This is a genomic window from Halobacillus sp. B29 (genome assembly GCF_052246755.1).
Lineage (GTDB): Bacteria > Bacillota > Bacilli > Bacillales > Halobacillaceae > Halobacillus > Halobacillus halophilus.
The window spans coordinates 24,345-47,815 of sequence record NZ_JBQQCM010000002.1 but is presented as its reverse complement, the minus strand read 5'-3'; the positions used below and the strand labels follow the sequence as shown (position 1 = coordinate 47,815).

Below are 23,471 nucleotides of genomic sequence, written 5' to 3'. Positions count from 1 at the left end.
ACCACCCTATACCATGACTTGTTCCCTTTCCTCTATGCGTGAAAAGGCATCCGGATCAACTTCCTTCAGAGCCTCAGACGCTAACTCTAAGGCTGATTCATACTGATAAGATCTAAATTTATTTTCTGCCTCCAGGAGTCGCGCTGCTAGAATTGGATATTTACTTCTATAGCGATTGGCATATTGGATAACTCTCTCAGCCAAGCGGGCTCTATCCATAATTTTTTGAGCTTCGTCATAGATATTCTGTGTCATTTCTGATGCATCGTTTAAATGATTATGAACGGCGGCCATATCCAAAGGCTCTCTTTCAAGACATGCAAAAACATCATCAATTTTATCACTGGCTATTTTCATGTCTTCATAAATCGAAGATGGAATTCCTGGAATGTTGCTGCGTTTTAATCTCCGATATGTTTCTAAGAGTAACTGCTCCATATCAGAAAGCTTCGTTTTTGCATCCATTTCCTCTCTTCTTAAAGCTTGAACTTTCTCATCGAACTCCTGATGTCTCTCTTGAAGTTCCATCAAATTCTGGCGTGCTTCTTCAAGCTCCAGTCTGAGCTCTGAATAAGCCGACTCACCATCCTGTCTTTTATGTTCCAGGCTGATAAACTTTTTCTTAAGCTGACTAAACCAGCTTTTCAATCCCTCATAGGATTCGGCTTCTTCCCCTTGCATTTGATAAGAAACATCAATTTCTTCCATATCTTCTTCCGTTTCCATGAAGACAGCTTCGAGGTTATCAAGTTGCGACCTTAAAGGTGCATACTGTTTCTCAACATATTGATGAGCTACAGCTTCTCTCTCGAGCATCTGATAAATTTCCTGAATTCTTGTTTCAATTTCAACAATTAATTCTTCTATACCTGTTTGGTCGTTTTCATTTAATCTGGCTAGTGCTTCCGTAAGAATACGTTCATACCTATGTATTTCAGGGAGCAAATCTAAATGAGCTACTCGGTAACCTTCTGCTTTCATTTCTTCGATCCCTTGCTTAAGCTCTCTTAACTGCTCTGGCAGTTCCAAGTTTACTTTCTTATAACGCTCAGGGAACGTTTCGGTTTCTTCCTGAAGGTTCACCAATTCCTCACGGATGGACTGAACCAGTTTATTCGCCTCAATATAGTTGCCCTGCTCGGCTAATTCTTCATACGTTCCCAACTGCAGTTCCAGCTGCTCTACTCGTTTTTCGAACAAAGAAGCAGATTGGCCAAACTGGTTACGGTGCTGAATTAGTTTGCGGGACAATTCCTTAATTTCAGGACCAATGGATTCGATTTCAATTCGGCTGTTTTCCTCCGAATCCAGCAGACTCTTAAGATCTTCCAGAATTTTTTGAATGTCGTTTTCAATCGCTACTAACTTGTCTTCTGTGCTATCTAATATTTTCTGGACTCGTTTCCATTTATAGCGGTCTGCAGCTTCCTCTGCCTCATAAAGATCTTTCTCAATTGCAGTAAGCTCCTTAGTTATAATTGTATCCCACTGTTCACGCCAAGCTTCAAACTTCTCTTGCGTTTCCCCTGATAGGTTCAGGGTTTTCACTTTTGATAATTCTTCGGTCACCGGCCTATTCGTAATATCCATCTTCCAATTTTCTAACCGGTCCACCGCATCATAGACTTTCTTACGCCAAATTAACCCTGCGATAAAAAGCGCAATCACAAGCAGTATAACTCCAATGATGTACTTCATAAATAGCCTCCTTACAAAATCACCGTCCGACGGATTCTTTCGTTCCGAAATGTAAAATAGTTGTTTATAATGATACCATGTATTTAGAGATTTTGGCTAAAATATTTCAAAAATATTAACCTACTGACCAAAAATAAAATCCTAAAGGAGCATTTAAGAATGAGAGACGGTCACATCCATACCCCATACTGCCCGCACGGAACGGCAGATTCATTTAAATCATATATAGAGAAAGCCATATCTATTGGCTACGACACCATGACATTCACTGAGCATGCTCCTCTGCCAACCTCGTTCGTTGACCCTGTTCCTGAAAAAGACAGTGGAATGGCTCTCGCAGAAGTTGAGTCTTATCTTTCTGATATCAATCGTCTGCAAAAAGAATACAAGGATGATATTTCTATTCAAGCAGGGTTTGAAGTTGACTATATCGAAGGATATGAAAGAGAAACGGAGACTTTCTTAAACAGATATGGACCTGAATTGGATGACAGCATCCTATCTGTACATTTTATCAAAGGAAATAGCCAATGGTATTGTATAGATTACAGCCCTGACATGTATGAAGAGGCTTTTCATGACCTGGGTGGCAGCAACCATTTGTATCAAGCCTATTTTAATAATTTAAGAAAATCTGCTGAAGCAGATTTAGGTGCTTATAAACCATCGAGGATTGGCCACATGACGCTGATCAGGAAATTTAAAGACTTATATCCCTCCCCACCGGGCTGGGAAGTACGAGCTGAACAATTTCTTAAAGTACTCAAGGAACAGGGAATGGAACTAGATTACAATGGAGCAGGACTTCAAAAGCCCCATTGCAAAGAAACATATCCGCCAAAGTCTATAGCAGATCAAGCTTCTTCAATGGGGCTCCCTTTAGTTTATGGATCTGATGCTCACGCAGTGTCCGGATTGAAGCAGGGGTTTAGCGAAATAGACCCTAGAATCCTAAGCTTTAACCGCTAACTTTTGCACGGTTTCCTGTTCTAGCATGGACTGGCTGTACTCCTCCACAAAATGGCTTAGGGAAGCCTCAGTAATAAATGGCTCCCTAAATTCATGAGGCATCGTAAATGGAGCATTTAGCAGCCCTTTCAACTGCAATACTTTCAGCTTTTCCTTAAAAGTGATTTCCATTTTCGATGATTTATGGAACAAAATATTAGATAGTAAATGGTCTTCTTTGGCTAAATAAGTAACAAGCATTTCCCGGGCAAACACTGTATTTAAAGAAAGTTCTCGATATACTAAACAGGAAAGTTGATTATGAGACAGTTTATAATGTAATATTTTTCTCACTAAAGTCTCTACACGCTCATTTGCATCAGTAAAATGAATACTCTCTAAAATTTCTAAATAAGGCTCAAAATAATTGATAGCCAGAGACTCAAATAACCCTTGCTTACTCTTAAAGTAATAATGGATTAAGGATACGTTTACATTAGCAGCATTAGCAATATCACGAACCGAGGTTCCGTTGAAACCTTTGCTGTAAAATAGACGGCAGGCAACATCCAACACTCTATCACGTGTGACATTCTGTCGGTTCATCATTTTTCCCCCTCACAGATTAATTCTACCTGTTGGAGGGTTTTCCTGCTTTGAATCGTACATCAAATCCCGACAGCAGTCTAAGTAAGTGTGTCGAATCAATATTTATAGGAGGTTCTAATTATGTTCCAATCTACTTCGTATACAGGTACAAAAGAAAAAAACTATGAGTTGCTTTTAAAGCAATTACAAGCATTATTAGAAGATGAACCTGATGTTATCGCAAACCTATCCAATGCTTCTTCATTATTAAATCAATTTCTGGAAGACGTAAATTGGGTAGGCTTCTACCTTTGGAAAGAAGATCAGCTTGTTTTAGGACCATTTCAAGGATTGCCAGCCTGCGTAAGGATTCCATCTGGTAAAGGAGTCTGCGGTACGGCTGTTGCTGAAAGAAGTGTTCAGAGAATTGAAGATGTCCACGCCTTTCCCGGGCACATTGCATGCGATGCGGCCAGTCAGTCAGAAATTGTAATCCCAATTCTCAAAAACAATGAAATATTTGGAGTTCTGGATATTGACAGTCCAAGTAAAAGCAGATTTGATGAACAGGATGAAGAATACCTAACCAAGTTTGTTGAGATACTTCAAACTTATCTATAAATTAGGCTCTGTTAAAGTTTATTATTGATTTTTCATTAGAGGATTATGGCGCGATAGGGTCGGAAAGCGAAATCGTCCACTGGAGGACCTTCCGTTCAACAAATGTCTCGAAATCAAGTCATCAAATAATGGAGCATAACCTTAAAATCAACACAGAAGTTTAACAAATTCATAAATTAAAAACCCGCATGCTTGCGGGTTTTTAATTTATATTCTCCTTCAAGAACTTACTGGAAAAAGATGTAAAATTAGTTTAACAGCTGAATTACCTTCCCGGTTGCCTATGTTTAAGTAATTCCTGCCATAACTATTTGATTTTCCCAGCTTCCTTTGCTTTATATAAAGCCTCATCGGCACGCCTTACTAATTCCTTTCCATTTAAAGGATAGTCAGTTTTCCAGGAAGATATTCCGCAAGAAACGGTTACCGAAGGCTAAGTAATCAGGAAGATTTCCTTTCGAATGCTATCCGCTACCTGAAATGCCTCTTCATAAATCATACCTGGAATATAAACTGCCAATTCCTTTCCTCCCCACCTTGCAGCCATTCCCCTTCCCTTCAATACAGATAGAATAGTCTCTGCTGTCTGGCAGAGAAACTCATCTCCTGTTTGATGGCCATATGTATCATTGACCGCCTTGAAATTGTCGATATCAAGTAGAATAAAAGTACCGCATTTGTCGTTCAGCCTATGTGCCTCTAAACATTCATCTAAGTAATTTCTTGAATGAAGTTTGGTTAAATAATCGGTAACCACCGTTTTCTCTGATTTTTCTATGAGCATCGAACTAGCAAAAGCAAGTGTTGAGTAATGAATCAGAGACTGAAGAAGTTTGAACGAATCAAATGAGAAGAAATAGGGCTGTTTATGAAGAACAATTGCAAGACCATCCAGGTGCTCATGATCCGCATCCTTACAGCCACTATTGATTTATACTTTTCACCATACTTATTTTTTTAGAGGATAAATTCCCAATGAAAACATCATCTTTCTCTTTCTTAACCCTATGCTTTAGCATCGAAATTAGTAGTTGTGAGTGGTCCGCTTCAAAATAGGAAGAACTTCCTTAGAGAATCGTGTCCTCATCGTGATTACAATCATTAAAAGGCACGAACCCAACTTTAAATATAGAAGCAACAGGTACAGTTGAGTTTTTATTATATCAGCTACTTCTATGACAAATTCCTCATATGAGCACAGAGTAGAATTTGTAAGTAAATTAAAAAAGTCAATCTGAATATGTTGAATTTGTAGTTGATCAGTCGCTGATCGCATTATAGAGGATCACCTGTCCTCCTTTTTAAATGGGTCTATTGTACCAGTCATTTGTACCTTAACACGAATTCTAATATGCTTACTTTCGATTTTATGTATTCTTGCATCCATATTTTTAAATGTCAGGGTGTTTTCGAATCTGCCTTTATCGTGAAATAACATTGGTAAGTGATCGTCACTACAGTCCCTATTCTAACAACAGCAAAATAGCGAAAACTTTCTTAGTAGCTATTCTAAGTTTTTCTTCTCTATTATTGTTACTTTTTCATTTCTTCCTCTTGACTTATCGCCTTAAAAAAATTATACTTGTCGTTGTGTAAAATAAATGGCAGCCTATGTGAACCGGCGTTGTCATCATTTTGTTCCTCTTTCAAGAGGTGCATCGTGTAACTCTCTGCTGCTGGAGCGATGGTGCATGAAAACATAATGAGCAACGTATAAAGGCCACACTGTTTTTATTTTATGCAAATAAAATAAAAAAGGAGGAATTCCTATGGCACGATACACAGGTCCAACCTGGAAAAAATCCCGTCGCTATGGTATTTCTTTAAGCGGAACTGGTAAGGAGCTTGAAAAGCGCCCTTACGCACCTGGACAACACGGTCCAAATCAACGTAAAAAACTATCTGAATTCGGTCTTCAGCTTCAAGAGAAGCAGAAGCTTCGTTTCATGTACGGATTGACAGAACGTCAATTCCGCCGTCTATTCGTAGAGGCTGGTAATATGAAAGGTATCCACGGTGAGAACTTCATGATTCTTCTTGAGTCTCGCTTGGACAACATCGTATACCGTCTAGGTCTGGCTCGTACACGTAACCAGGCTCGTCAGCTAGTTACTCACGGTCACGTAACTGTAGATGGAGGACGTGTTGATATTCCATCTTACCGCGTAGTACCTAATCAAGTGATCAGCCTACGTGAAAAATCCCAAAAACTTGACGTGGTAGAAGAAGCTATCGAAGTAAATAACTTCACACCTGAATATCTTACATTTGATGAAGATAAACGTGAAGGAACTTACTCTCGTTACCCAGAACGTTCTGAGCTTCCATCTGAAATCAATGAAGCTCTTATCGTTGAATTCTACTCCCGTTAATCGTTTTGATGAAAACCGCCGTTTTAAACGGCGGTTTTTTTTACTTTGATCTTACTTTTAAGTATTCACGATATAATTAGCAGATTTATGAGGTTTAATATTTCTCAGATAATAATCCTCCGCTTTCCAATACCTATTTCTGAATTTTTCCTTATTTTTTCGAGCAGATGGATCCTCACGTGCGAATCTTCGGTTCCTCGGACAATCTAAAAATATTAAGTGATTAAAATAAGGCCGCCACTCTTTTCTTTGAAGAAAAACCCCTTCTATAAAAATTACTCCCTCATAAGGTAAATTCACCTTTCGATATTCACGCTCATCCGATTCGTTATTATAAAAAGGAAGAGTAAGATGAGAACCGCCTCTGACTTTCTCAAACAGATGATCTCGTAGCCACTCCACCTCCCATTGTAACTGATAATACTCATACCAATCTTCAAATCCAGTATGATAACGTTCATTCTTTGTAACGATATGATTGTCCATATGAATAGTGCAGGAGTCGATTCCTTTTTTACTTAGCTTTCTATCCAGCTGATTTACAAATGTAGTTTTCCCCGACCGGCTTAAACCATCGACTCCTATTATATATAGTTGATGAGACGAAAAAGACGGAATAATGTCGAATAGCTCGTGCACCATATCTAGTTAAACCTCCTTTTAATTAGCTTTTAATTGCTTTGTGCCCACGCTTTCGTTAAAGACTTAAAGATAAAAAATGCCTTCCTTATAGCCTGAAACGGCTTAAAAGAAAGGCAGATTTAAATGGTTTATTCGTAGCGGACTAAGAAGTATTTTTTCTTACCTCTGCGAATAATAGTAAATCGATCTTCAATACGGTTTTCTTCATTAATCTGGTGATTTACTTCCTGGTTACGCTCACCATTAATATACACAGCTCCGTTTTTAATATCTTCCCTGGCTTGTCGTTTTGAAGAGGAAATTCCGGCGTCTACCAACAACTGAACAAGCTGTGGTGCTTTTTCAGAAGATGAAAATGCTGGTACATCTTTAAAGCCCTGCTCAATCTCTTTTCCTGATAAAGATTTAATATCTCCGCTGAAAAGAGCTTCCGTAATTCTCTGAGCCTGAGCCAGCGCCTCTTCATCATGGACCAGCTTCGTCATCTCCTCAGCTAGACGCCTCTGGGCAACACGTTTTTCCGGCTGCTCCTGCACTTCTTTTTCTAATGCAGCGATTTCGTCCATCCCTAAGAAAGTGAAATACTTGAGAAATTTAATCACATCTCTATCATCAGCATTAATCCAGAACTGGTAGAATTCGTAAGGAGAAGTAGCTTCAGGATCCAGCCAGATGGCTCCTCCAGCTGTCTTTCCAAATTTTGAACCATCCGCCTTTGTAATAAGAGGCATAGTTAACCCGTAGGCTTCTACTTCTTCCTCTCCTCGGGCACGACGAATCAACTCTAATCCTGCTGTAATATTTCCCCATTGATCACTGCCGCCAATCTGCAGCGTACAATTTTCTTTTTGGTTCAGCTTTTGGAAGTCGAGGGACTGAAGAATCATGTAGCTAAACTCAGTGAAACTAATCCCTTGTTCAATTCTTGATTCTACAGATTCTTTCGAAAGCATGTAATTGACTCCAAAGTGTTTCCCCGTGTCTCTCAGAAAATCAATAATAGTCATCTCAGATAGCCATTCGAAATTATTTCGAGCTGCTGCAGCATTTTCTCCTTCATCAAAGTTCAGAATTTTAGCAAGCTGTCCTTTGATTTTTTCACTATATTCATGAACCACACTAGCCTCATTTAATTGTCGTTCTGACGATCGGCCGCTAGGGTCCCCGATCATTCCAGTGCCCCCTCCTACCAGCGCGATAGGCCGATGACCGGCCTGCTGGAATCGCTTCAGCATTAGAATAGGAAGAAGATGCCCGATGTGGAGACTCGCTCCTGTGGGATCAAATCCGCAATAAAGAGTAACTTGTTTCTCATTCAAGTGAGAGGCCAAGCCATCTTCATCCGTAATTTGATTAATTAAACCTCTTTGTTGTAAATCTTTCAGCAATTCCATGTTATCACTCCTCTTTTTCTTGGTATGCGTATGTTAAATGGCAGGTAGAGCATAAAAAAAAGACCTCAATATCCCTATAATAAAGGGACGAGATCTCGTCGCGGTACCACCCTTGTTGCACATTTGTGCCACTTGTATCCATAACGGCTACTCATAACCGTCTTCTGATTCATACCAGAAGAATGCTCCGGACCGTAATTCAAAAACAAATGTGGCCTGACTTCCACCAGCCGTCAGGTCTCTGTACCAGTGATTTGTTTTTTACTTCAATCGTTCAACGCACGCATATTTAACTATGTAATATTTTTATCACACTCATAAAGGAAAAGCAATAAGAATATCCTCTCCATTTATGTCCTCTTTCATTCCGTTGTGTTATAATATGGAATGGATTTTTTAGGAGGTCTCATCATGTCTAATAATAAAAATAGCGGTCGAAATAAAATGGATTTTAAATCATTATGGAAAAAAGGAAGCATTCAAAAAAAATCACGTATCACAGCCGACGTGGTTTGGAATGTCATTTTATTCTTTATTATTATCGGCGTCTTAGGACTCTTCTTTGCAGGAGGAGTCGGAGCCGGTTACTTTGCATCTCTCGTTAAGGATGAAGAGGTTCGGAGTAAAGAACAAATGCAGGAAAGCATTTACAACTATTCAGAAACCTCAGAAATGTTCTTTGCTGGAGACGAAATGTTAGGCAAGGTCCGATCAGATCTTTATCGTGAAGAAGTAAAGCTGGATGAGGTAAGCGATAATGTTACGAATGCCGTCATTGCCACAGAGGATGAATACTTTAAAGAACACAGTGGCGTGGTGCCTAAAGCGATTATGCGTGCGGTCGTACAGGAAGTTTCAAACTCAGCGGTGAAGACCGGCGGAAGTACATTAACCCAGCAACTCGTTAAAAACCAAATCCTCACAAATGAAGTCTCCTTTGAGAGAAAAGCTAAAGAAATGCTGCTTGCTCTTCGTATTGAACGTTTTTTCGAGAAAGAAGAAATATTGGAAGCTTACCTGAACATTGTGCCTTTCGGACGTAACGCCAACGGCCAAAACATTGCCGGCGTGGCCACTGCCGCCCAGGGAATATTCGGAGTAGAAGCTGAAGAGCTGTCCATTGCGCAGGCTGCTTTTATAGCCGGTTTGCCACAGGCCCCATACGCTTATACCCCTTTTAATAACGATGGTTCCATAAAAAGTGAAGAAGGACTGGAGCCAGGCATGGATCGTATGCATGAGGTGCTTGAGCGTATGTATGAAGCAGAGTATATTACAAAGCAGGAATATGAAGAAGCTAAAGACTTTCAAATTACTAAAGACAATCTAGCAAACTCTACAACATCCGCTAATATCACGTATCCTTTCTTAACCAACGAGATTAAGAGAAGAGCTCAAGATATTTTAGAAGTCCAGCTGGCAGAAGAAAATGGACATAGTGAAAAAGACCTTGAAGAAGATGAAGAGCTTGCGAAAGAATATAGAGAACTCGCAGAACGCCGACTAACTTCCGGTGGTTACCAAATCAAAACCACCATAGATAAAAAAGTATATGACACTATGCAGGAAGTGAAAAATGAATACGGTGCTAGATTTGGACGTGACAAAACAATTACTAAAGAAAATGCCGAAGGTGAAAAGTATGAAGTGACTCTCCCTGTTGAAGTCGGCAGCGTAGTCATGGAAAATGCCACAGGTAAAATTTATGGGTTTATTGGCGGTCGGGATTTTGAAGAGTCCCAGGTTAACCATGCTACAAATCCTTATGCAGCCAGAAGTATCGGAAGTACGATGAAGCCATTGCTGGTCTATGGACCAAGTATTGATATGGGAGAAGGGCACCCAGCCACAGTTATAGCCGATGTACCTTACAAATATACAACTGAAGATACAGAAGTAAATAACTATTCCGGAACCCATCATGGTCTGGTTTCAGCTCGTTATGCTTTAGCAAATTCGTTTAATATCCCAGCGGTTAAACAATATGAAAAAATAGTAGACCAAAATCCAGCCAAGAATTATCTGGAGAAAATGGGAATCAGCAACCTGAATAAGGGAGATTACACTAATAGGGCCATGGCCTTAGGTGCAAAAGCAATCACAGTCGAAGAAAACACAAATGCTTATGGGACATTTGGAAACAAGGGGAAATTCGTCGACGCCTACATGATAGAAAAAATTGAAACCAAAGACGGTGAAACCGTATTTGAACACGATACGGAAGAAACGGAAGTTTTCAGTCCTCAAAGCTCATATTTGACGATTGACATGATGCGCGATGTGCTTGACTACGGCACTGCTTCCAGTATCAGAGGGAAACTAACGAATCCTGGTGTTGACTGGGCTGGAAAAACAGGAACCTCTCAAAGCTATAAAGACTCGTGGTTCGTAGCAACCAATCCTAACGTAACCGTAAGCATGTGGACGGGGTATAACGAGGTGGCACAACTGGACCCGGGCTACAGCAGCAGAACCCAGGGAGCCTGGGCAAACGTAGTAAATGCCTTATCCGAAATCCGCCCCGAATTAATGGTACCTGAAAACGATTTTGAGAAACCAGAAGGTATCGTGGAACAAGAGTATTGTGCTACTTCCGGGCTGTTACCTTCAGATCTATGTGAATCCGTCGGACTCGACAGAGATGATCTCTATATTGAGGAAAACGCACCTGATGAAGAGGATGATAGTCTAGTAAGCGGGAATTTTGTGGAAGTTGACGGTGAACTAGTTGTAGCGGGACCGGATACACCATCAGAATTTGTTACTGGTGAAGACGGAGTGGTCTTAAGTCCAGAGTTTCTAGAAAAAAATGGATATACAAGTGAAGATGTTTTAGATGAATTAATTCCTAATTCCGATAACTGGAATCAAGTTTCTCTTCCTTCTTCCAGTGCATCAGAAGCATCCAGTTCCAACATAAACAACGACGGGCAGTCTCCTTCTGCCCCCCGCTCTGTAACATCGAGCGGATCGACGGTTGACTGGGCATCATCATCGAGTGACGATGTAGTAGGATACCGTATCTATCGCGCTTCCTCTGCTGGAGGTTCTTTCTCTAAAGTGGGAAGCACAACAAGGACCTCCTACAGTGGTTTAGGCGAAGGAGTATTTGCGGTAAGAGCAGTCGATTACTTCGGTATGGATTCTTCTCTTTCCGATACAACAACTATAGGTAATCCAGGAGATCCAGAACCTGTTACGGACTCTAGTTCAAATAATGATTCTGAGTCCAGCAGCGGGTCTGAGAGCGAATCAGAAAACAGTTCTGATTCAGAAGGTCAAGAAAGTGAAACGGAGCAACGCTCAGAAGACAGTTCCAGTTCTGGAGAGAATGAGGAGTCAAGTTCTGACAATGATTCTGGTTCCAATGATAGCTCTGGATCAGAAGACGATTCTAGTTCAGATGATGGCTCTGCTGCCGACAATAACTCCGGTTCCAGCGGCGAATCTAGTGATGAATCAGGAAATGATGTGGGGTCAGACAATAATTCTGGCTCAAGCGACAGCTCTGGTTCAGACGATAGTTCTGGATCAGACGATAGCTCTGGTTCAGGCGACAGCTCTGGTTCAGGCGATAGTTCTGGATCAGACGATAGCTCTGGTTCAGGCGACAGCTCTGGATCAGGCGACAGCTCTGGTTCAGGCGACAGCTCTGGATCAGGCGACAGCTCTGGATCAGGCGACAGCTCTGGATCAGACGATAGCTCTGGTTCAGACGATAGCTCTGGTTCAGACGATAGCTCTGGTTCAGGCGATAGTTCTGGATCAGGCGATAGATCTGGATCAGAAGAAGACGAAGGTGATTCTACCGAAAGTCAGGCTTCCGGTACTGAAGATGACTCAACTGATAGTGAATCATCCAGTTCAGACGGCGAGAACAGTACAGACAATAATTCTGAGGAAAGCTCTGATTCTTCCTCAAACCAAAGTTCAGATGAAGAATCGGAGAGCTCTGAGACTGAAAGTAGTGAAGAAAATACCACTAGTCCTTAGGATGGAAAGGACTTAAATTCATATTTCTAAAATTTGTTTTTGAACCACCGGTCTTTAAAGTCCGGTGGTTTAAATTTGTAAAAATATTATGCGAAGCCCATATGCAATCATTTCCCTCTCTTTATTGCCTAGACACCTCTACTTTTTACTATTCAATGAATTTTCTTTTCTAACAATTTAAAATTTACAGATATCATGTATAATAAAAAATAGCCATATTTTTCTACTATTCTCCGTCAGGTGGTGACTGAATGAAGCATGAAAAAACCTATTATAATGAAACGTTCGATTCTGAGTACGGACCTGTTGTAATTGAAGGTCCTCTATCTTCTCAAGAGTTAAGTCAATTCACATTTGATAAAGGCTTAATTGCCTTTCGCCCCTATGAAAAACAATTTGAAGCCGTCAAAAGCATAGCTGATTTTGAAGAAGGAAGAATTATCATTGCACGCCATAATGAAAACATAGTTGGATATGTAACTTTCCTCCACCCTGATCCATTAGAACGCTGGTCAGAAGGGCAGATGGAGGATTTAATTGAACTTGGTGCCATTGAGGTTATCCCTCAATTCCGAGGCTATCGAATAGGGTCCCGTCTCTTAAAAATCTCTATGATGGATGAATTTATGGAGAACTACATTACAATCTCAACTGAATATTATTGGCACTGGGATCTGAAAGGTACAGGATTAAATATTTGGGATTATCGACGTGTTATGGAAAAAATGATGGCTTCGGGTGGACTCACTCCTTCCCCCACTGATGATCCAGAGATCATTTCCCACCCTGCCAACTGTTTGATGGTACGCATTGGGAAAAATGTTCCTAAAGAATCAGTGGAACAATTTGATATTCTTCGTTTTCTTACTCGACATCAATATCGTCAATCAAGGAGGTAACCGTTATGCTAGTGGAAGAAATCATGAAAACCGAGGTCATTACACTCTCTCCTGAGGAAACAATTGAAACCGCTCTCAAATTACTGCACGAAAACCATATCCGGCATTTACCTATAGTGGATGAGAATAATGAAGTCATCGGCATCGTGTCTGATCGGGATGTCAGGGATGCCAGTCCATCTACATTTGACGAGCACGCGTCTACAGATGAACTTAAAAATCCTATTCGAACTATTATGACTTATCCAGTAACGACAGTGCACCCATTAGATTTCGTAGAAGAGGTGGCCTCGATTTTTTATGAACAGGAAATCGCTTGTGTACCTGTAACAAGAGACGATATATTAGTAGGGATTATCACGGAAAAAGATATGCTCTATACGCTTATTCAATTAACAGGCACCCATGTGCAAAGCTCTCAGATTGAAGTTAAAGTGATCAATAAACCTGGAATACTGCCTCAGGTTATGCAAGTGTTTGGCCAAAGAAAGGTAAATATCAGTTCTGTCTTAATTTACCCTTACAAACCCGACCCTAAATATAAAGTAATTGTGGTACGTATTCAGACCATGAACCCGTTACCTACGATTGAAGACCTTAAGACAGAAGGTTACGAAGTCTTATGGCCAAAGAGCCCAGGGTTGACTCTATGAGCTGCCATACTGGTTTTGTATTCACCGATGATTTTACGACTTACCGGTTTAGGGACGATCACCCCTTCAACCAAATGAGAGTTATACTTACGAAAGAGTTATTGGAAGCTTCTTCAGCTTTAAGACAGGATCACTTTATTACACCAAGACACGCTACAGAAGAAGAACTTTCACTTGCTCACAGTCGAACTTATATTCAAGCTGTCAAACAGGCCGGAGAAGGACTGTTGTCTGAAGAAGACGGCATGGAATTCGGAATTGGAACAGAGGACACACCTATGTTTAAAGGAATGCACGAAGCATCTTCTTTACTAGTAGGAAGTACATTATCTGCTATAGAAGCCGTTATGGAAAACCGGGTTAAGCACGCTTTGAATTTAGGTGGGGGGCTTCACCACGGATTTGAAAGAAAAGCATCTGGTTTTTGTATTTATAATGACGGGGCAGTTGGAATAAAATATCTGCGCAAAAAATACGATTGTAAAGTTCTATACGTTGATACGGACGCCCATCATGGCGATGGTGTGCAATGGGCCTTTTATGATGACCCCAATGTATGTACTTTCTCTATACATGAAACGGGACGCTACTTATTTCCTGGAACCGGGAATGTTAATGAAAGAGGACTTAAAGAAGGATATGGCTATTCTTTCAATTTACCTATAGACGCATTCACAGAAGATGAATCTTTCCTCCAGGTCTATGAAACCGCTATGAAAGAAATTGTACATTATTTTAAACCTGATGTGATAGTTACACAAAACGGAGCGGACGCACATTTCTTGGACCCGCTCACTCACTTATGCTCAACTATGAAAATCTATGAGAGAATTCCTGCCCTCGCACATGAATTAGCTCATCAGTATTGCGGTGGAAAATGGATCGCATTAGGAGGAGGCGGATATGATATCTGGCGTGTAGTTCCTAGAGCTTGGGCGCAGATTTGGAAGGTTATGTCAGAAGGCACTCATTTCCAAGGTCCCCTGCCAAAAGACTGGCTTAAAAAATGGGAAAAAGAGTCTCCAGTGCCTTTGCCGGAAAACTGGCATGACCCCGAGGACGCCTATAATCCTATTCCTCGAAGAAAAGAAATCACTGAAAAAAACGAAAAGCTTCTGGAGAAATCCTTGCAGTTGATTACCAATCAAAAAAAATATAATTCACTGTGATAAAAAGCCACTACTTAGCAGTAGTGGCTTTCCACATGATTAACTTTCATAATCAGGATCTAATATGACAATTTCAACTCTTCGGTTCTTACGCCAATTTTCTTTTGAATCATTTGGAGCTACAGGCCGCGTATCACCATAAGCCACAGCTGTAAATCGGCCGGCGTCCAATTCATCCGTGTTTTTTAACAAATATCGAATGACACTACTCGAACGTGCTCCTGACAATTCCCAGTTTGAAGGGTAACGATATGTAGATATCTGCCGATTATCCGTATGCCCCTCCACCTTTACGAAATTAGGAATGTTCTTAAGAAGTGTACCCACTTTTTTCAAAAAAGGTTTGGCACCTTCTAAAATTTGAGCCTCACTTGTTTCGAAAATAAGCTGCTCTTCCAAAACGAGTACAATGCCACGTTTAGTTTGGCTGGCCGAAATAATGTCGTTAAGTTCATTTTCTTCCAAATATTCATCCACTTCTTTTTTTAGTTCTTCTAAATCTTTATTTTTTTCTTCCTTCTTTGCTTCATCTTTTTCAGCTATGTGATCCGGAACTTCCGTAGGTTCTTGAAATTCATTATTCTTTTCCCCATTATCCTGAACCTTTGTCTGTTCGGTTGGAAACTGACTTTCGACAGGAGAAGGATAGAAATCGAAGATCATGCGATTACGAAAAGATTCTGATAGTGCATCAAACTTAACTAAATTAATCTGAGACATTGAAAACAACAGAATAAAAAAAACGAGAATCAAGGTAATCATATCTGCATAAGTGGTCATCCATTTTGGAGTCCCTTTATTACCAGGTTTCTTTCTTCTCCTAAGCTTCATTGGCCGCTTCTCCTAAAGATTCATCCTTTTCGTCTTCTTCAACGATGGCTTTATCCTCTTCAGATAGAAATGCACTTAGTTTTTCTTCAAGAATCTTAGGATTCTGACCAGACTGGACGCCTATGACCCCTTCAATAATTACTTGCTTCATAAATATTTCCTGTTCCGTTTTGTTCTCAAGTTTACCCGCCATCGGTATAAAAACAAGGTTGGCTAAGAGTGTACCGTAAAACGTAGTTAATAGTGCTACCGCCATTTTTGGTCCAAGCGTTTCCGGAGTTGAAAGACTTTGAAGCATCAGTACAAGACCTATCAACGTTCCAATCATACCCCATGCGGGAGCGTACTCCCCTGCTTTCTCTATGATCGCTCTTCCACGCTTATGACGCTCTTCTACTGCAACAATTTCAGCATTCATAATATCGTTAATTACTACAGGTTCTATCCCATCAACAGCCAGTAGAATCCCTTTTTTTATGAAAGGATCTTCAACCTCATCAAGCTGTGCTTCAAGAGCAAGTAAACCCTCACGCCGGGCTCGTTCTGATAATCCAACAAATAAATTGATCAGCTGCCTTAAATTCATGTCCGTCTGTTTAAAAGCTTCTTTCGTTACGCGAAAGGTTAATTTGACTTCACTTACGTTGAAATTAACTAATAAAGCAGCTACTAGACCACCTAGCACAATAACGATGGAGGAAGCCTGTATAAATGAAGTCATACCTCCAAACCCGGCGTTAGATGCAATACCGAAAATAACCATGATGAACCCAATCGTAATGCCAATGGGAGTCAACAAGTCTTTTTTAGTCATAATGCTCTCTCCTCAGTTTCGTACAAATACAGTCTATCTACTATATCGGTACTATTTCTGCTGAGTTGAGTTTCTTTCAATAATTCGGTGAGGTAGTATCACATTCTGCTCTTCAACTTCTTCTTTATTCATAAATTTAGTTAGCAGGCGCATTGCTACTGCTCCTATATCGTACATCGGCTGCACTACAGTTGATAATGTTGGACGTACCATCGTTGCGAGGCGTGTATTATCGAATCCAAATACTTCTAGATCCTCCGGCACTCGAATGCCTCGGTCCTGTGCCCCATGAATGACTCCCAGGGCCATTTCATCGGAAGAGACAAAGACAGCCGTAGGCTTCTTATCAAATTCAAGCAGCTGCTCTAATGCTTCAATACCTGAATCGTATGAATAGTCCCCGGATACAATATAATCTTCAGGGGAGTCATAACCATTAGCCCTCATAGCATTTTTATAACCTTCTAGTTTCTGCACATTGATAATAGTATCTTCAGGTCCCGATACGAAAGCTACCTCCTTATTTCCGTGGGATAGTAATAACTCTGTGGCTTCATAAGCCGCTTGCTGATAATTGATGTTTACAGCAGGAGTCTCCCCTGACTCATCTACTGTCGCTGCCAAGGCAATAGGTACAGAAGAAGTTTTAAACTCCTGAATATGATCTTCTGTGATTTTTCCACCCATAAATACTAATCCATCTACCTGCTTACCTAGCATAGCATTAATCAGGTGCAGCTCTTTATCCTTATTCTGGTCAGAATTACTTAAGATAATGTTGTAATTGTACATAGTGGCAATATCTTCGATGCCACGGGCAAGCTCAGCAAAGAATATACTTGATATGTCGGGGATGATCACACCGACCGTCGTGGTCTTCTTACTTGCTAAACCTCTTGCCACTGCATTTGGACGATACCCTAACCGCTCAATGGCATCGTGTACTTTTTTTCTTGTCGCAGGCTTTACGTTCGGGTTCCCATTCACTACTCGTGAGACGGTAGCCATCGATACGTTTGCCTCTCTTGCTACATCATATATTGTTACATTCATCATGCATCCTCCTTAGTTAATCCCTTGCTGCAAATTTATAATAAAATAATCATACGATAGATAGCGTCCTCGCGCAATGTCTGCCTCTTTCTTCTTATATAAGATTACCCATTTTATTATAACGGATTCATTATTCAGAACAAAACAGATTCTTGCACAGTTAAATTAATCCGTTCTAAGGCTCTTTACACATACAGGCACATGTAGGGTCTGAATATCAATCAAAATCCGATGAGCCGGCATCTCTGTCCCTCTGTGACTAAGTGAGCATATTCAAAAAAATAAGCTAGACTGAATAGCAGTCTAGCTTATCCCAAAGTATTATTTTGTTAACTCTCTCATAAATGATTGGAACGTTGGAATATCCATTTGCTGGGCTGAATCAGAAAGGGCAACCGCTGGATCAGGGTGTACTTCAGCCATTACTCCGTCAGCACCAATCGCCATAGCCGCTTTAGCTGCTGGAAGCAGGAGATCACGTCGGCCAGTGGAGTGAGTTACATCTACCATCACTGGTAAGTGGGTTTCTTGTTTCAAAATTGGTACAGATGAGATATCCAAAGTGTTTCTTGTGGCTTTTTCATAGGTGCGGATACCACGCTCGCACAAGATGATATTTTTGTTTCCGCGGGAGATAATGTACTCAGCCGCATTAATGAATTCAGAGATAGTGGCCGACATTCCGCGTTTTAATAAGACAGGTTTATTTACTGAACCAGCTGCTTTCAGGAGTTCAAAGTTCTGCATATTGCGGGCTCCGATTTGAATAACATCAAGGTAATCCAGTGCTTCTTCAAGATCGGCTGGATTTACAATTTCACTTACCACAGCTAAGCCATTTTCATCACCTGCCTGCTTCAGCATTTTCAATCCTTCAATCCCCAGCCCCTGGAAATCATAAGGGGAGGTTCTCGGTTTAAATGCACCTCCTCGCAGCAGCTTTAATCCTTCACCCTTAACGGCTTGTGCTACGGTGGAAACCTGTTCGTAACTTTCTACCGCACAAGGGCCCATAATGAAGTGTGTATTTCCATCGCCTACTTTTTCGCCGTTGATTTCCACGATTGTATCTTCAGGCTGCTTCTTTCTGGATACTAGAAGAGCTTTTCTATGGTCATCCTCTTGCAGTTCTAGTCCGGCTTTGAAAATCTCTTTAAATAAATGAACAACTGTGGAGTCCTCGAAAGGCCCATCATTATGACTTGAAATATGATCAAGCATCGTTCTTTCCCGTACAGGATCAAACCGATTGGTTCCTTGCTGCTCTTTAATCTGGCCAATTTCCTTTACTAAATCACCGCGTTTATTGATTAAATTCAGAAGCTCTAAATTTACCTCATCTAATTGACTGCGTAATTGGTCGAGTTGTTGGTTACTCATGTGTGCGTCCCCCTAGAAATAATTAGTAGTAAAATTAAGATAATTCATCCTATTGATAATTAGGGACAATTATAGCTAATATTTCATTTATTGTCACCCTTAGAGAAGGAATTCTTTTGTAAGAAATAAAAGAAAAAATCCATTTGATATCTTGTTATGAAATTGCAAATCTATAACTACTGGATATATGTTCCCCTAGAAACTTGTATTTCAAGTCATTCACTAATAACAAAACGCGCAGGATTTCCCTGCGCGTTTATTACTATTCTACTGCTTTTTTTAAACGCTGTTTCGTAACGGCACCATGACTGTCATGCCATGCCACCTGCTGGTCTTTAAATAAAATAGCTTGTGGAGACTGATGCCTTACATCATAGTCACTCGCAACCTGGTTAGAAAGTTCTCTCGCATCCTGTACAAAAAGCTCATAACAAGGAACTTCCGAGTGCTTACTAAACTGTTCATATTCACTCTCAGCTGTTGCTGAAATTGGACAAGTTAAACTATGCTTTAAAAGAAAGAATATGGGTTCATTATTCAGTACTTTTGTAAATTCTTCTTTCGTCTTTAGCAATTGTATACTCATGAATTATTCCCCTCTCAGCTAAAAATGGCGGAGACACAAAGGCCTCCACCATTTATATTGTATTATACATTTGAAGACGTTGTAGAATCTTGCTGCTTTTCAAGCTCTTGAGCTGCTTCTTCAATAGCTTCCGCTACTTCTTGAGCTGCTTTTTCCGCTTCATCGTCTTCATTACTGCGAATATTTTTTACTTTATCCTTCACTTTTCCACTTAAATCCTGTGATTTCTCAGAAACATTTTTAGAGAATTGAGAAGAAGTTTCTACAGCACGATCCTTCCATGCTCCGCCCTTTTCATAAGCTACATCTTTCCATTCTCCGGCTCTCTCTCTTATGCCTGTAGAGCTTTCGTTAATGTTGTCACGCAATTCACGTCCTGATTTTGGAGCAAATAGCAAAGCAACTACTGCGCCTACAATACCTCCAATTAGTGAACCTAGTACAAAATCTCTTCCTGCCCCATTGTCATTATGATTTTTCTGATTGTAACTCATTAAAAATCTCCTCCTTAGTATTTTTCTTCTTTTTTAGCTTTTTTCCATAAATTGATTGCCACTTGTCCCCATTTCATAGCTTGAGCAGCACTCTCTGTATGGTCCTGGGCGGACTGGGTCAATCCCATTGAAATGGATCTTATGGATTGATTAAACTCTTGAACAGTATCTCCGATGCCTTTCACTCCGTCAACTAATGTATTTAGTTTTTCAGATTTTTCCCCGACATCTTCAGCTAATTTATTGGTCTTGTTCAAGAGGGCTGTCGTCTCAAGGGTAATTCCCTCCATTTGCTTCTCTACACCTTCAAGTGTATCCGCAACGTTATTCATGGTTCGACGTACAGCTGTTAGTGTTCTTGCCAGAAAAATGACTAGAACAGCAAAAGCCACTGCTGCAATTAATGCAGCAATGTAGAGAATGATTATCATGCCCCCTGCAACTCCTTCGACTATGTAATTGTCACGTTCTTAATTATTCCCCAAGTTCAGAGAAATTAAAACGTGATATCCGCATTAAATAGTTATATTCGATAAATAAGTGGAAGTTCCCTCTTTAAAAGAATATTTTATTTATAATTTCAGGAAAATGAGTAAAAAGGAACGTGCAGTTCTATTTAGAGAAGCCGCACGTCTTTTTACTACTTAATATTTTCATAGGCATTTTGAAACTTTTGAATATCTCCAGCGCCCATAAATAATAGGACACCATCATCAAAATTCTGCAACTGGGCAGTGTCCTCAAGCGTCAATACATGGGAATCAGGAATTAACTCTTGTAAATTTTCTATCGTCAACTTTCCTTGATCCTCTCTTGCTGAACCAAAAATATCACACAGATATATATAATCTGCAAGCTTTAGACTTTCAGCAAATTCATGCAAGAAAGTTTTGGTTCTAGTAAACGTATGCGGCTGGAAGATAGCGACTACAGGACGTTCACCATATTTCTTTCTGGCCGTATCAATCGTAGCTGTAATCTCAATCGGGTGATGGGCATAGTCGTCCACCAATATTTGATTGCCCCATTCTTTTTCAGTGAAACGGCGCTTGACTCCTTTAAAAGTGGACATTTTTTTTATTTCATCTGCCGGCATTTCCTCATAGTGACAAATAGCAATTACACTCAATGCGTTTAAAACGGTGTGATTACCGAATTGAGGAATCGTAAATGTGTCATAAAAATTGTTCCTGACAAACACATCAAATGTGGTTCCTTCACTGCTCTCTGTGATGTTCTGAGCCTGGAAATCATTCGTATCTGCAAAACCATAGTAGAGAACCGGAACATTTGCCTGAATATGCTGAAGGTGATCATCATCTCCACAGGCGATAATACCTTTCTTCACTTGCTTTGCCATTTGTTGAAAGGCTTCAAAAACATCATCCACACTCTTAAAATAGTCCGGATGATCAAAATCAATGTTCGTCATGATCGCATAATCTGGGTGGTAAGATAGAAAATGCCTGCGATACTCACACGCTTCAAATGCAAAGTACTGACTGTTTTCATGACCTCTGCCTGTACCGTCTCCTATTAAATAAGACGTAGGGTAGTTTTCGGATAAAACATGCGCGAGCAGACCAGTCGTTGATGTTTTTCCATGAGCACCTGTTACGGCAATACTAGTGTACTGCTGAAGCCACTCACCTAAAAATTCATGATACCAGTAAAAAGGTAACCCGAGTTTCTTAGCTTCTCTTATTTCTTCATGCTCTTCGTTAAAAGCATTTCCCGCAATAATCGTAAGTCCCGCATGTATATTCTTACTTGAGAAAGGCAGTATTTCAATATTTTTTTCTTCCAGAACCTCTTGAGTAAAAAAGTGCTTTTCTACGTCTGATCCTTGAATTTTTTCTCCAGAATCGTGCAGAATTTGTGCAAGCGAACTCATTCCTGTCCCTTTGATACCAACGAAATGGTAAGTTGTCATAAACAAGAACCTCCAAAATAATGTGGATCACTTTAAGTATAGTGTATGTAACAGCCACTAAAGTGCGATTTAATCATTCGTTATCTTAAACCCTGACCTGCAAGTCTCTAATAACCTTACTTATCTTATCATGGAAACAGGATTAGAAAAAGAGGCTCTTCTCCCGTGGTTTCTCCATGTGTAAAAAAAAGACACATACTTATGTGCCTTTATTCACCTTCATCCTCTTTATGAAACTGAACATATTCAAGTCTTGGATTTACTTTATATCTGCGTCCTTCTTTGGCTTCAGGTTCTCCATTAATAAGGACATTGTCCCCCGTGAATCCAATACCGATCTTCAGAAGACTTCCGCCTACTCCATACATATCTACGGGGACTTTTTTCTCTTCAAAAGCTCGTATTCTTTCTTTAGTAAAACCACCGCTGACAACTATTTTCACATGGCGGTATCCTTCTTTATCCAGTGACCTCCGCAATGCAAAAATGAGTTCAGGATTTACCCCTCTCGGGTCAAATGTACCCATTAAATGCTGATTTCTAAGGAAGTACTTATCTACCAGGTTCTGGGAAGTATCTACCCGTACACCTTTCAATTCATCTCCAAACTCTCGGGCAACTTTTAAAGAGTCGGTAATCACATCATTATTATAATCCACAAGAGCCATAAGCTGATCATTTGGAAATTGTTTCTGATAGGCTTTAGTAGCAGCGACTACATCCCCTTTGAACATCTGTATTAAAGCATGGGGCATCGTTCCCATTCCTTCTTTCCCCCACCATTCATTCATAGCATGAGTAGCCTGAGCAGTCGAACCGCCTATAAAAGCTGCATATCCATCCCCGGATTGCTGTGTAAAGTGATCGTCCCTATCACCCATGAAAATAATCGGTTTTTGACGTCCTGAAGAACGGGCGGCCTTTACGACATTATAAACATTGGTGGCTACAGAGGTACGTCTCGCAAGGATCCCATCTATAATCCCTTCCAGAAACCCAAACAGCTGATAAGGCCCTGTAATGGTTAATACCGTTTCATAGGGACTAATTTTATCTCCATCTTTTAAAGAGTGGATCTCCAGTTCCTCAGGATTTTCAGCAAACGTATGAATAAGAGCAATGGCTTCATCCGTGCCGCATAGAACAGCAGTATCCTTTTGAAAGAACTGCATGGTTACTTTGTGTTCAGGGAGCTGGTCGGCTACAATATCTCTTGTCTTTAAGAAGTAAACGGCAGAAAACCATCCCTCTGAAACTCGCTTATCAAATTTAAATGTTTTATTCGTTAAACGACTGATTTCGCCATTTAACTTACGTGCTATTTCCTTCATAACTATACTCCTTAAACATTGGGGTCAGTAAAAACTGTATCGTTATATTCAAGTATTATCATATAGAACTAA

Annotated in this window: 20 protein-coding genes, 1 pseudogene and 1 other annotated feature; of the genes and pseudogenes, 7 read left to right on the top strand and 14 right to left on the bottom strand. The window is 40.3% G+C overall.

Annotated elements, in window-relative coordinates:
- Positions 1–6 precede the first annotated feature (6 nt).
- Positions 7–1,698 carry a septation ring formation regulator EzrA gene (ezrA, locus tag ACTWP7_RS02470; protein ID WP_443121900.1) on the bottom strand — a complete coding sequence of 564 codons (1,692 nt, stop codon included), beginning with the start codon at positions 1,696–1,698 and terminating at the stop codon, positions 7–9.
- Between the two features lie 159 nt (positions 1,699–1,857).
- Here ezrA and hisJ point away from each other — a divergent pair, with 159 nt between their 5' ends.
- Positions 1,858–2,667: a histidinol-phosphatase HisJ gene (hisJ, locus tag ACTWP7_RS02465; RefSeq protein ID WP_443121899.1), complete on the top strand. Its 810-nt coding sequence runs from the start codon at positions 1,858–1,860 to the stop codon at positions 2,665–2,667.
- Here hisJ and refZ read toward each other — a convergent pair.
- Positions 2,650–3,252 carry a forespore capture DNA-binding protein RefZ gene (gene refZ / locus ACTWP7_RS02460; RefSeq protein WP_443121898.1) on the bottom strand — a complete coding sequence of 201 codons (603 nt, stop codon included), beginning with the start codon at positions 3,250–3,252 and terminating at the stop codon, positions 2,650–2,652. The genes hisJ and refZ overlap by 18 nt on opposite strands.
- Before the next feature lie 123 nt (positions 3,253–3,375).
- Here refZ and ACTWP7_RS02455 point away from each other — a divergent pair, with 123 nt between their 5' ends.
- Positions 3,376–3,855, top strand: a complete 480-nt coding sequence (locus ACTWP7_RS02455; protein ID WP_443121897.1) for a GAF domain-containing protein — start codon at positions 3,376–3,378, stop codon at positions 3,853–3,855.
- Positions 3,856–4,162: 307 nt separating this feature from the next.
- Here the strand turns inward: ACTWP7_RS02455 and ACTWP7_RS02450 are convergent.
- Positions 4,163–4,612 (bottom strand): annotated as a pseudogene (locus ACTWP7_RS02450) (GGDEF domain-containing protein).
- 1,012 nt (positions 4,613–5,624) lie between these two features.
- On the opposite strand from ACTWP7_RS02450, the gene rpsD reads away from it, so the two are divergent.
- Positions 5,625–6,227, top strand: coding sequence for a 30S ribosomal protein S4 (rpsD, locus tag ACTWP7_RS02445; RefSeq protein WP_014644034.1), 603 nt, complete (start codon positions 5,625–5,627; stop codon positions 6,225–6,227).
- A gap of 57 nt (positions 6,228–6,284) precedes the next feature.
- On the opposite strand, the gene ACTWP7_RS02440 is transcribed toward rpsD, so the two are convergent.
- Positions 6,285–6,869: a kinase gene (locus ACTWP7_RS02440; RefSeq protein ID WP_443121896.1), complete on the bottom strand. Its 585-nt coding sequence runs from the start codon at positions 6,867–6,869 to the stop codon at positions 6,285–6,287.
- A 128-nt stretch (positions 6,870–6,997) separates the two neighbouring features.
- A complete protein-coding gene (tyrS, locus tag ACTWP7_RS02435) occupies positions 6,998–8,263 on the bottom strand; it encodes a tyrosine--tRNA ligase (protein ID WP_443121895.1) in 1,266 nt (421 codons plus the stop codon).
- 80 nt (positions 8,264–8,343) lie between these two features.
- Positions 8,344–8,550, bottom strand: a binding site (T-box leader).
- A gap of 124 nt (positions 8,551–8,674) precedes the next feature.
- Here tyrS and ACTWP7_RS02430 point away from each other — a divergent pair.
- The 4 genes from ACTWP7_RS02430 to ACTWP7_RS02415 all read left to right on the top strand — a co-directional run bounded on the left by ACTWP7_RS02430 (position 8,675) and on the right by ACTWP7_RS02415 (position 14,977).
- Positions 8,675–12,256 carry a transglycosylase domain-containing protein gene (locus ACTWP7_RS02430; protein ID WP_443121894.1) on the top strand — a complete coding sequence of 1,194 codons (3,582 nt, stop codon included), beginning with the start codon at positions 8,675–8,677 and terminating at the stop codon, positions 12,254–12,256.
- A gap of 251 nt (positions 12,257–12,507) precedes the next feature.
- Complete coding sequence (locus tag ACTWP7_RS02425) at positions 12,508–13,155, top strand: GNAT family N-acetyltransferase (protein WP_443121893.1); 648 nt, start codon at positions 12,508–12,510, stop codon at positions 13,153–13,155.
- Positions 13,156–13,160: 5 nt separating this feature from the next.
- The gene (locus ACTWP7_RS02420) at positions 13,161–13,808 is read left to right on the top strand and encodes an acetoin utilization AcuB family protein (RefSeq protein ID WP_443121892.1); all 648 of its coding nucleotides are present in this window, start codon (positions 13,161–13,163) and stop codon (positions 13,806–13,808) included.
- Positions 13,805–14,977 carry an acetoin utilization protein AcuC gene (locus ACTWP7_RS02415; RefSeq protein WP_443122133.1) on the top strand — a complete coding sequence of 391 codons (1,173 nt, stop codon included), beginning with the start codon at positions 13,805–13,807 and terminating at the stop codon, positions 14,975–14,977. The genes ACTWP7_RS02420 and ACTWP7_RS02415 overlap by 4 nt, the downstream gene beginning before the upstream one ends.
- Before the next feature lie 39 nt (positions 14,978–15,016).
- Here ACTWP7_RS02415 and motS read toward each other — a convergent pair whose 3' ends face one another.
- The 9 genes from motS to ACTWP7_RS02370 all read right to left on the bottom strand — a co-directional run bounded on the left by motS (position 15,017) and on the right by ACTWP7_RS02370 (position 23,399).
- Complete coding sequence (gene motS, locus ACTWP7_RS02410) at positions 15,017–15,808, bottom strand: flagellar motor protein MotS (RefSeq protein WP_443121891.1); 792 nt, start codon at positions 15,806–15,808, stop codon at positions 15,017–15,019.
- A complete protein-coding gene (motP, locus tag ACTWP7_RS02405) occupies positions 15,798–16,622 on the bottom strand; it encodes a flagellar motor protein MotP (RefSeq protein ID WP_443121890.1) in 825 nt (274 codons plus the stop codon). The genes motS and motP overlap by 11 nt, the downstream gene beginning before the upstream one ends.
- Before the next feature lie 51 nt (positions 16,623–16,673).
- Positions 16,674–17,675 (bottom strand): catabolite control protein A, encoded by a 1,002-nt coding sequence (gene ccpA, locus ACTWP7_RS02400; protein WP_224893030.1) that lies wholly within the window; start codon positions 17,673–17,675, stop codon positions 16,674–16,676.
- Positions 17,676–17,996: 321 nt separating this feature from the next.
- The gene (locus ACTWP7_RS02395; protein WP_443121889.1) at positions 17,997–19,055 is read right to left on the bottom strand and encodes a bifunctional 3-deoxy-7-phosphoheptulonate synthase/chorismate mutase; all 1,059 of its coding nucleotides are present in this window, start codon (positions 19,053–19,055) and stop codon (positions 17,997–17,999) included.
- 262 nt (positions 19,056–19,317) lie between these two features.
- Positions 19,318–19,641 carry a bacillithiol system redox-active protein YtxJ gene (gene ytxJ, locus ACTWP7_RS02390; protein WP_443121888.1) on the bottom strand — a complete coding sequence of 108 codons (324 nt, stop codon included), beginning with the start codon at positions 19,639–19,641 and terminating at the stop codon, positions 19,318–19,320.
- Between the two features lie 62 nt (positions 19,642–19,703).
- Positions 19,704–20,135 (bottom strand): YtxH domain-containing protein, encoded by a 432-nt coding sequence (locus ACTWP7_RS02385; protein ID WP_443121887.1) that lies wholly within the window; start codon positions 20,133–20,135, stop codon positions 19,704–19,706.
- 14 nt (positions 20,136–20,149) lie between these two features.
- Entirely contained in the window at positions 20,150–20,566 is a 417-nt protein-coding gene (locus ACTWP7_RS02380; protein ID WP_014644047.1) for a DUF948 domain-containing protein, read from the bottom strand.
- 209 nt (positions 20,567–20,775) lie between these two features.
- Entirely contained in the window at positions 20,776–22,068 is a 1,293-nt protein-coding gene (murC, locus tag ACTWP7_RS02375) for a UDP-N-acetylmuramate--L-alanine ligase (RefSeq protein ID WP_443121886.1), read from the bottom strand.
- A gap of 209 nt (positions 22,069–22,277) precedes the next feature.
- Complete coding sequence (locus tag ACTWP7_RS02370; RefSeq protein ID WP_089754158.1) at positions 22,278–23,399, bottom strand: nicotinate phosphoribosyltransferase; 1,122 nt, start codon at positions 23,397–23,399, stop codon at positions 22,278–22,280.
- Positions 23,400–23,471 lie beyond the last annotated feature (72 nt).

What these genes read in the sequence shown, in the direction of transcription:
- ezrA (WP_443121900.1), bottom strand. Translation starts at nt 1,698, where the DNA reads ATGAAGTACATCATTGGAGTTATACTGCTTGTGATTGCGCTTTTTATC.
- hisJ (WP_443121899.1), top strand. Translation starts at nt 1,858, where the DNA reads ATGAGAGACGGTCACATCCATACCCCATACTGCCCGCACGGAACGGCA.
- refZ (WP_443121898.1), bottom strand. Translation starts at nt 3,252, where the DNA reads ATGAACCGACAGAATGTCACACGTGATAGAGTGTTGGATGTTGCCTGC.
- ACTWP7_RS02455 (WP_443121897.1), top strand. Translation starts at nt 3,376, where the DNA reads ATGTTCCAATCTACTTCGTATACAGGTACAAAAGAAAAAAACTATGAG.
- rpsD (WP_014644034.1), top strand. Translation starts at nt 5,625, where the DNA reads ATGGCACGATACACAGGTCCAACCTGGAAAAAATCCCGTCGCTATGGT.
- ACTWP7_RS02440 (WP_443121896.1), bottom strand. Translation starts at nt 6,869, where the DNA reads ATGGTGCACGAGCTATTCGACATTATTCCGTCTTTTTCGTCTCATCAA.
- tyrS (WP_443121895.1), bottom strand. Translation starts at nt 8,263, where the DNA reads ATGGAATTGCTGAAAGATTTACAACAAAGAGGTTTAATTAATCAAATT.
- ACTWP7_RS02430 (WP_443121894.1), top strand. Translation starts at nt 8,675, where the DNA reads ATGTCTAATAATAAAAATAGCGGTCGAAATAAAATGGATTTTAAATCA.
- ACTWP7_RS02425 (WP_443121893.1), top strand. Translation starts at nt 12,508, where the DNA reads ATGAAGCATGAAAAAACCTATTATAATGAAACGTTCGATTCTGAGTAC.
- ACTWP7_RS02420 (WP_443121892.1), top strand. Translation starts at nt 13,161, where the DNA reads ATGCTAGTGGAAGAAATCATGAAAACCGAGGTCATTACACTCTCTCCT.
- ACTWP7_RS02415 (WP_443122133.1), top strand. Translation starts at nt 13,805, where the DNA reads ATGAGCTGCCATACTGGTTTTGTATTCACCGATGATTTTACGACTTAC.
- motS (WP_443121891.1), bottom strand. Translation starts at nt 15,808, where the DNA reads ATGAAGCTTAGGAGAAGAAAGAAACCTGGTAATAAAGGGACTCCAAAA.
- motP (WP_443121890.1), bottom strand. Translation starts at nt 16,622, where the DNA reads ATGACTAAAAAAGACTTGTTGACTCCCATTGGCATTACGATTGGGTTC.
- ccpA (WP_224893030.1), bottom strand. Translation starts at nt 17,675, where the DNA reads ATGAATGTAACAATATATGATGTAGCAAGAGAGGCAAACGTATCGATG.
- ACTWP7_RS02395 (WP_443121889.1), bottom strand. Translation starts at nt 19,055, where the DNA reads ATGAGTAACCAACAACTCGACCAATTACGCAGTCAATTAGATGAGGTA.
- ytxJ (WP_443121888.1), bottom strand. Translation starts at nt 19,641, where the DNA reads ATGAGTATACAATTGCTAAAGACGAAAGAAGAATTTACAAAAGTACTG.
- ACTWP7_RS02385 (WP_443121887.1), bottom strand. Translation starts at nt 20,135, where the DNA reads ATGAGTTACAATCAGAAAAATCATAATGACAATGGGGCAGGAAGAGAT.
- ACTWP7_RS02380 (WP_014644047.1), bottom strand. Translation starts at nt 20,566, where the DNA reads ATGATAATCATTCTCTACATTGCTGCATTAATTGCAGCAGTGGCTTTT.
- murC (WP_443121886.1), bottom strand. Translation starts at nt 22,068, where the DNA reads ATGACAACTTACCATTTCGTTGGTATCAAAGGGACAGGAATGAGTTCG.
- ACTWP7_RS02370 (WP_089754158.1), bottom strand. Translation starts at nt 23,399, where the DNA reads ATGAAGGAAATAGCACGTAAGTTAAATGGCGAAATCAGTCGTTTAACG.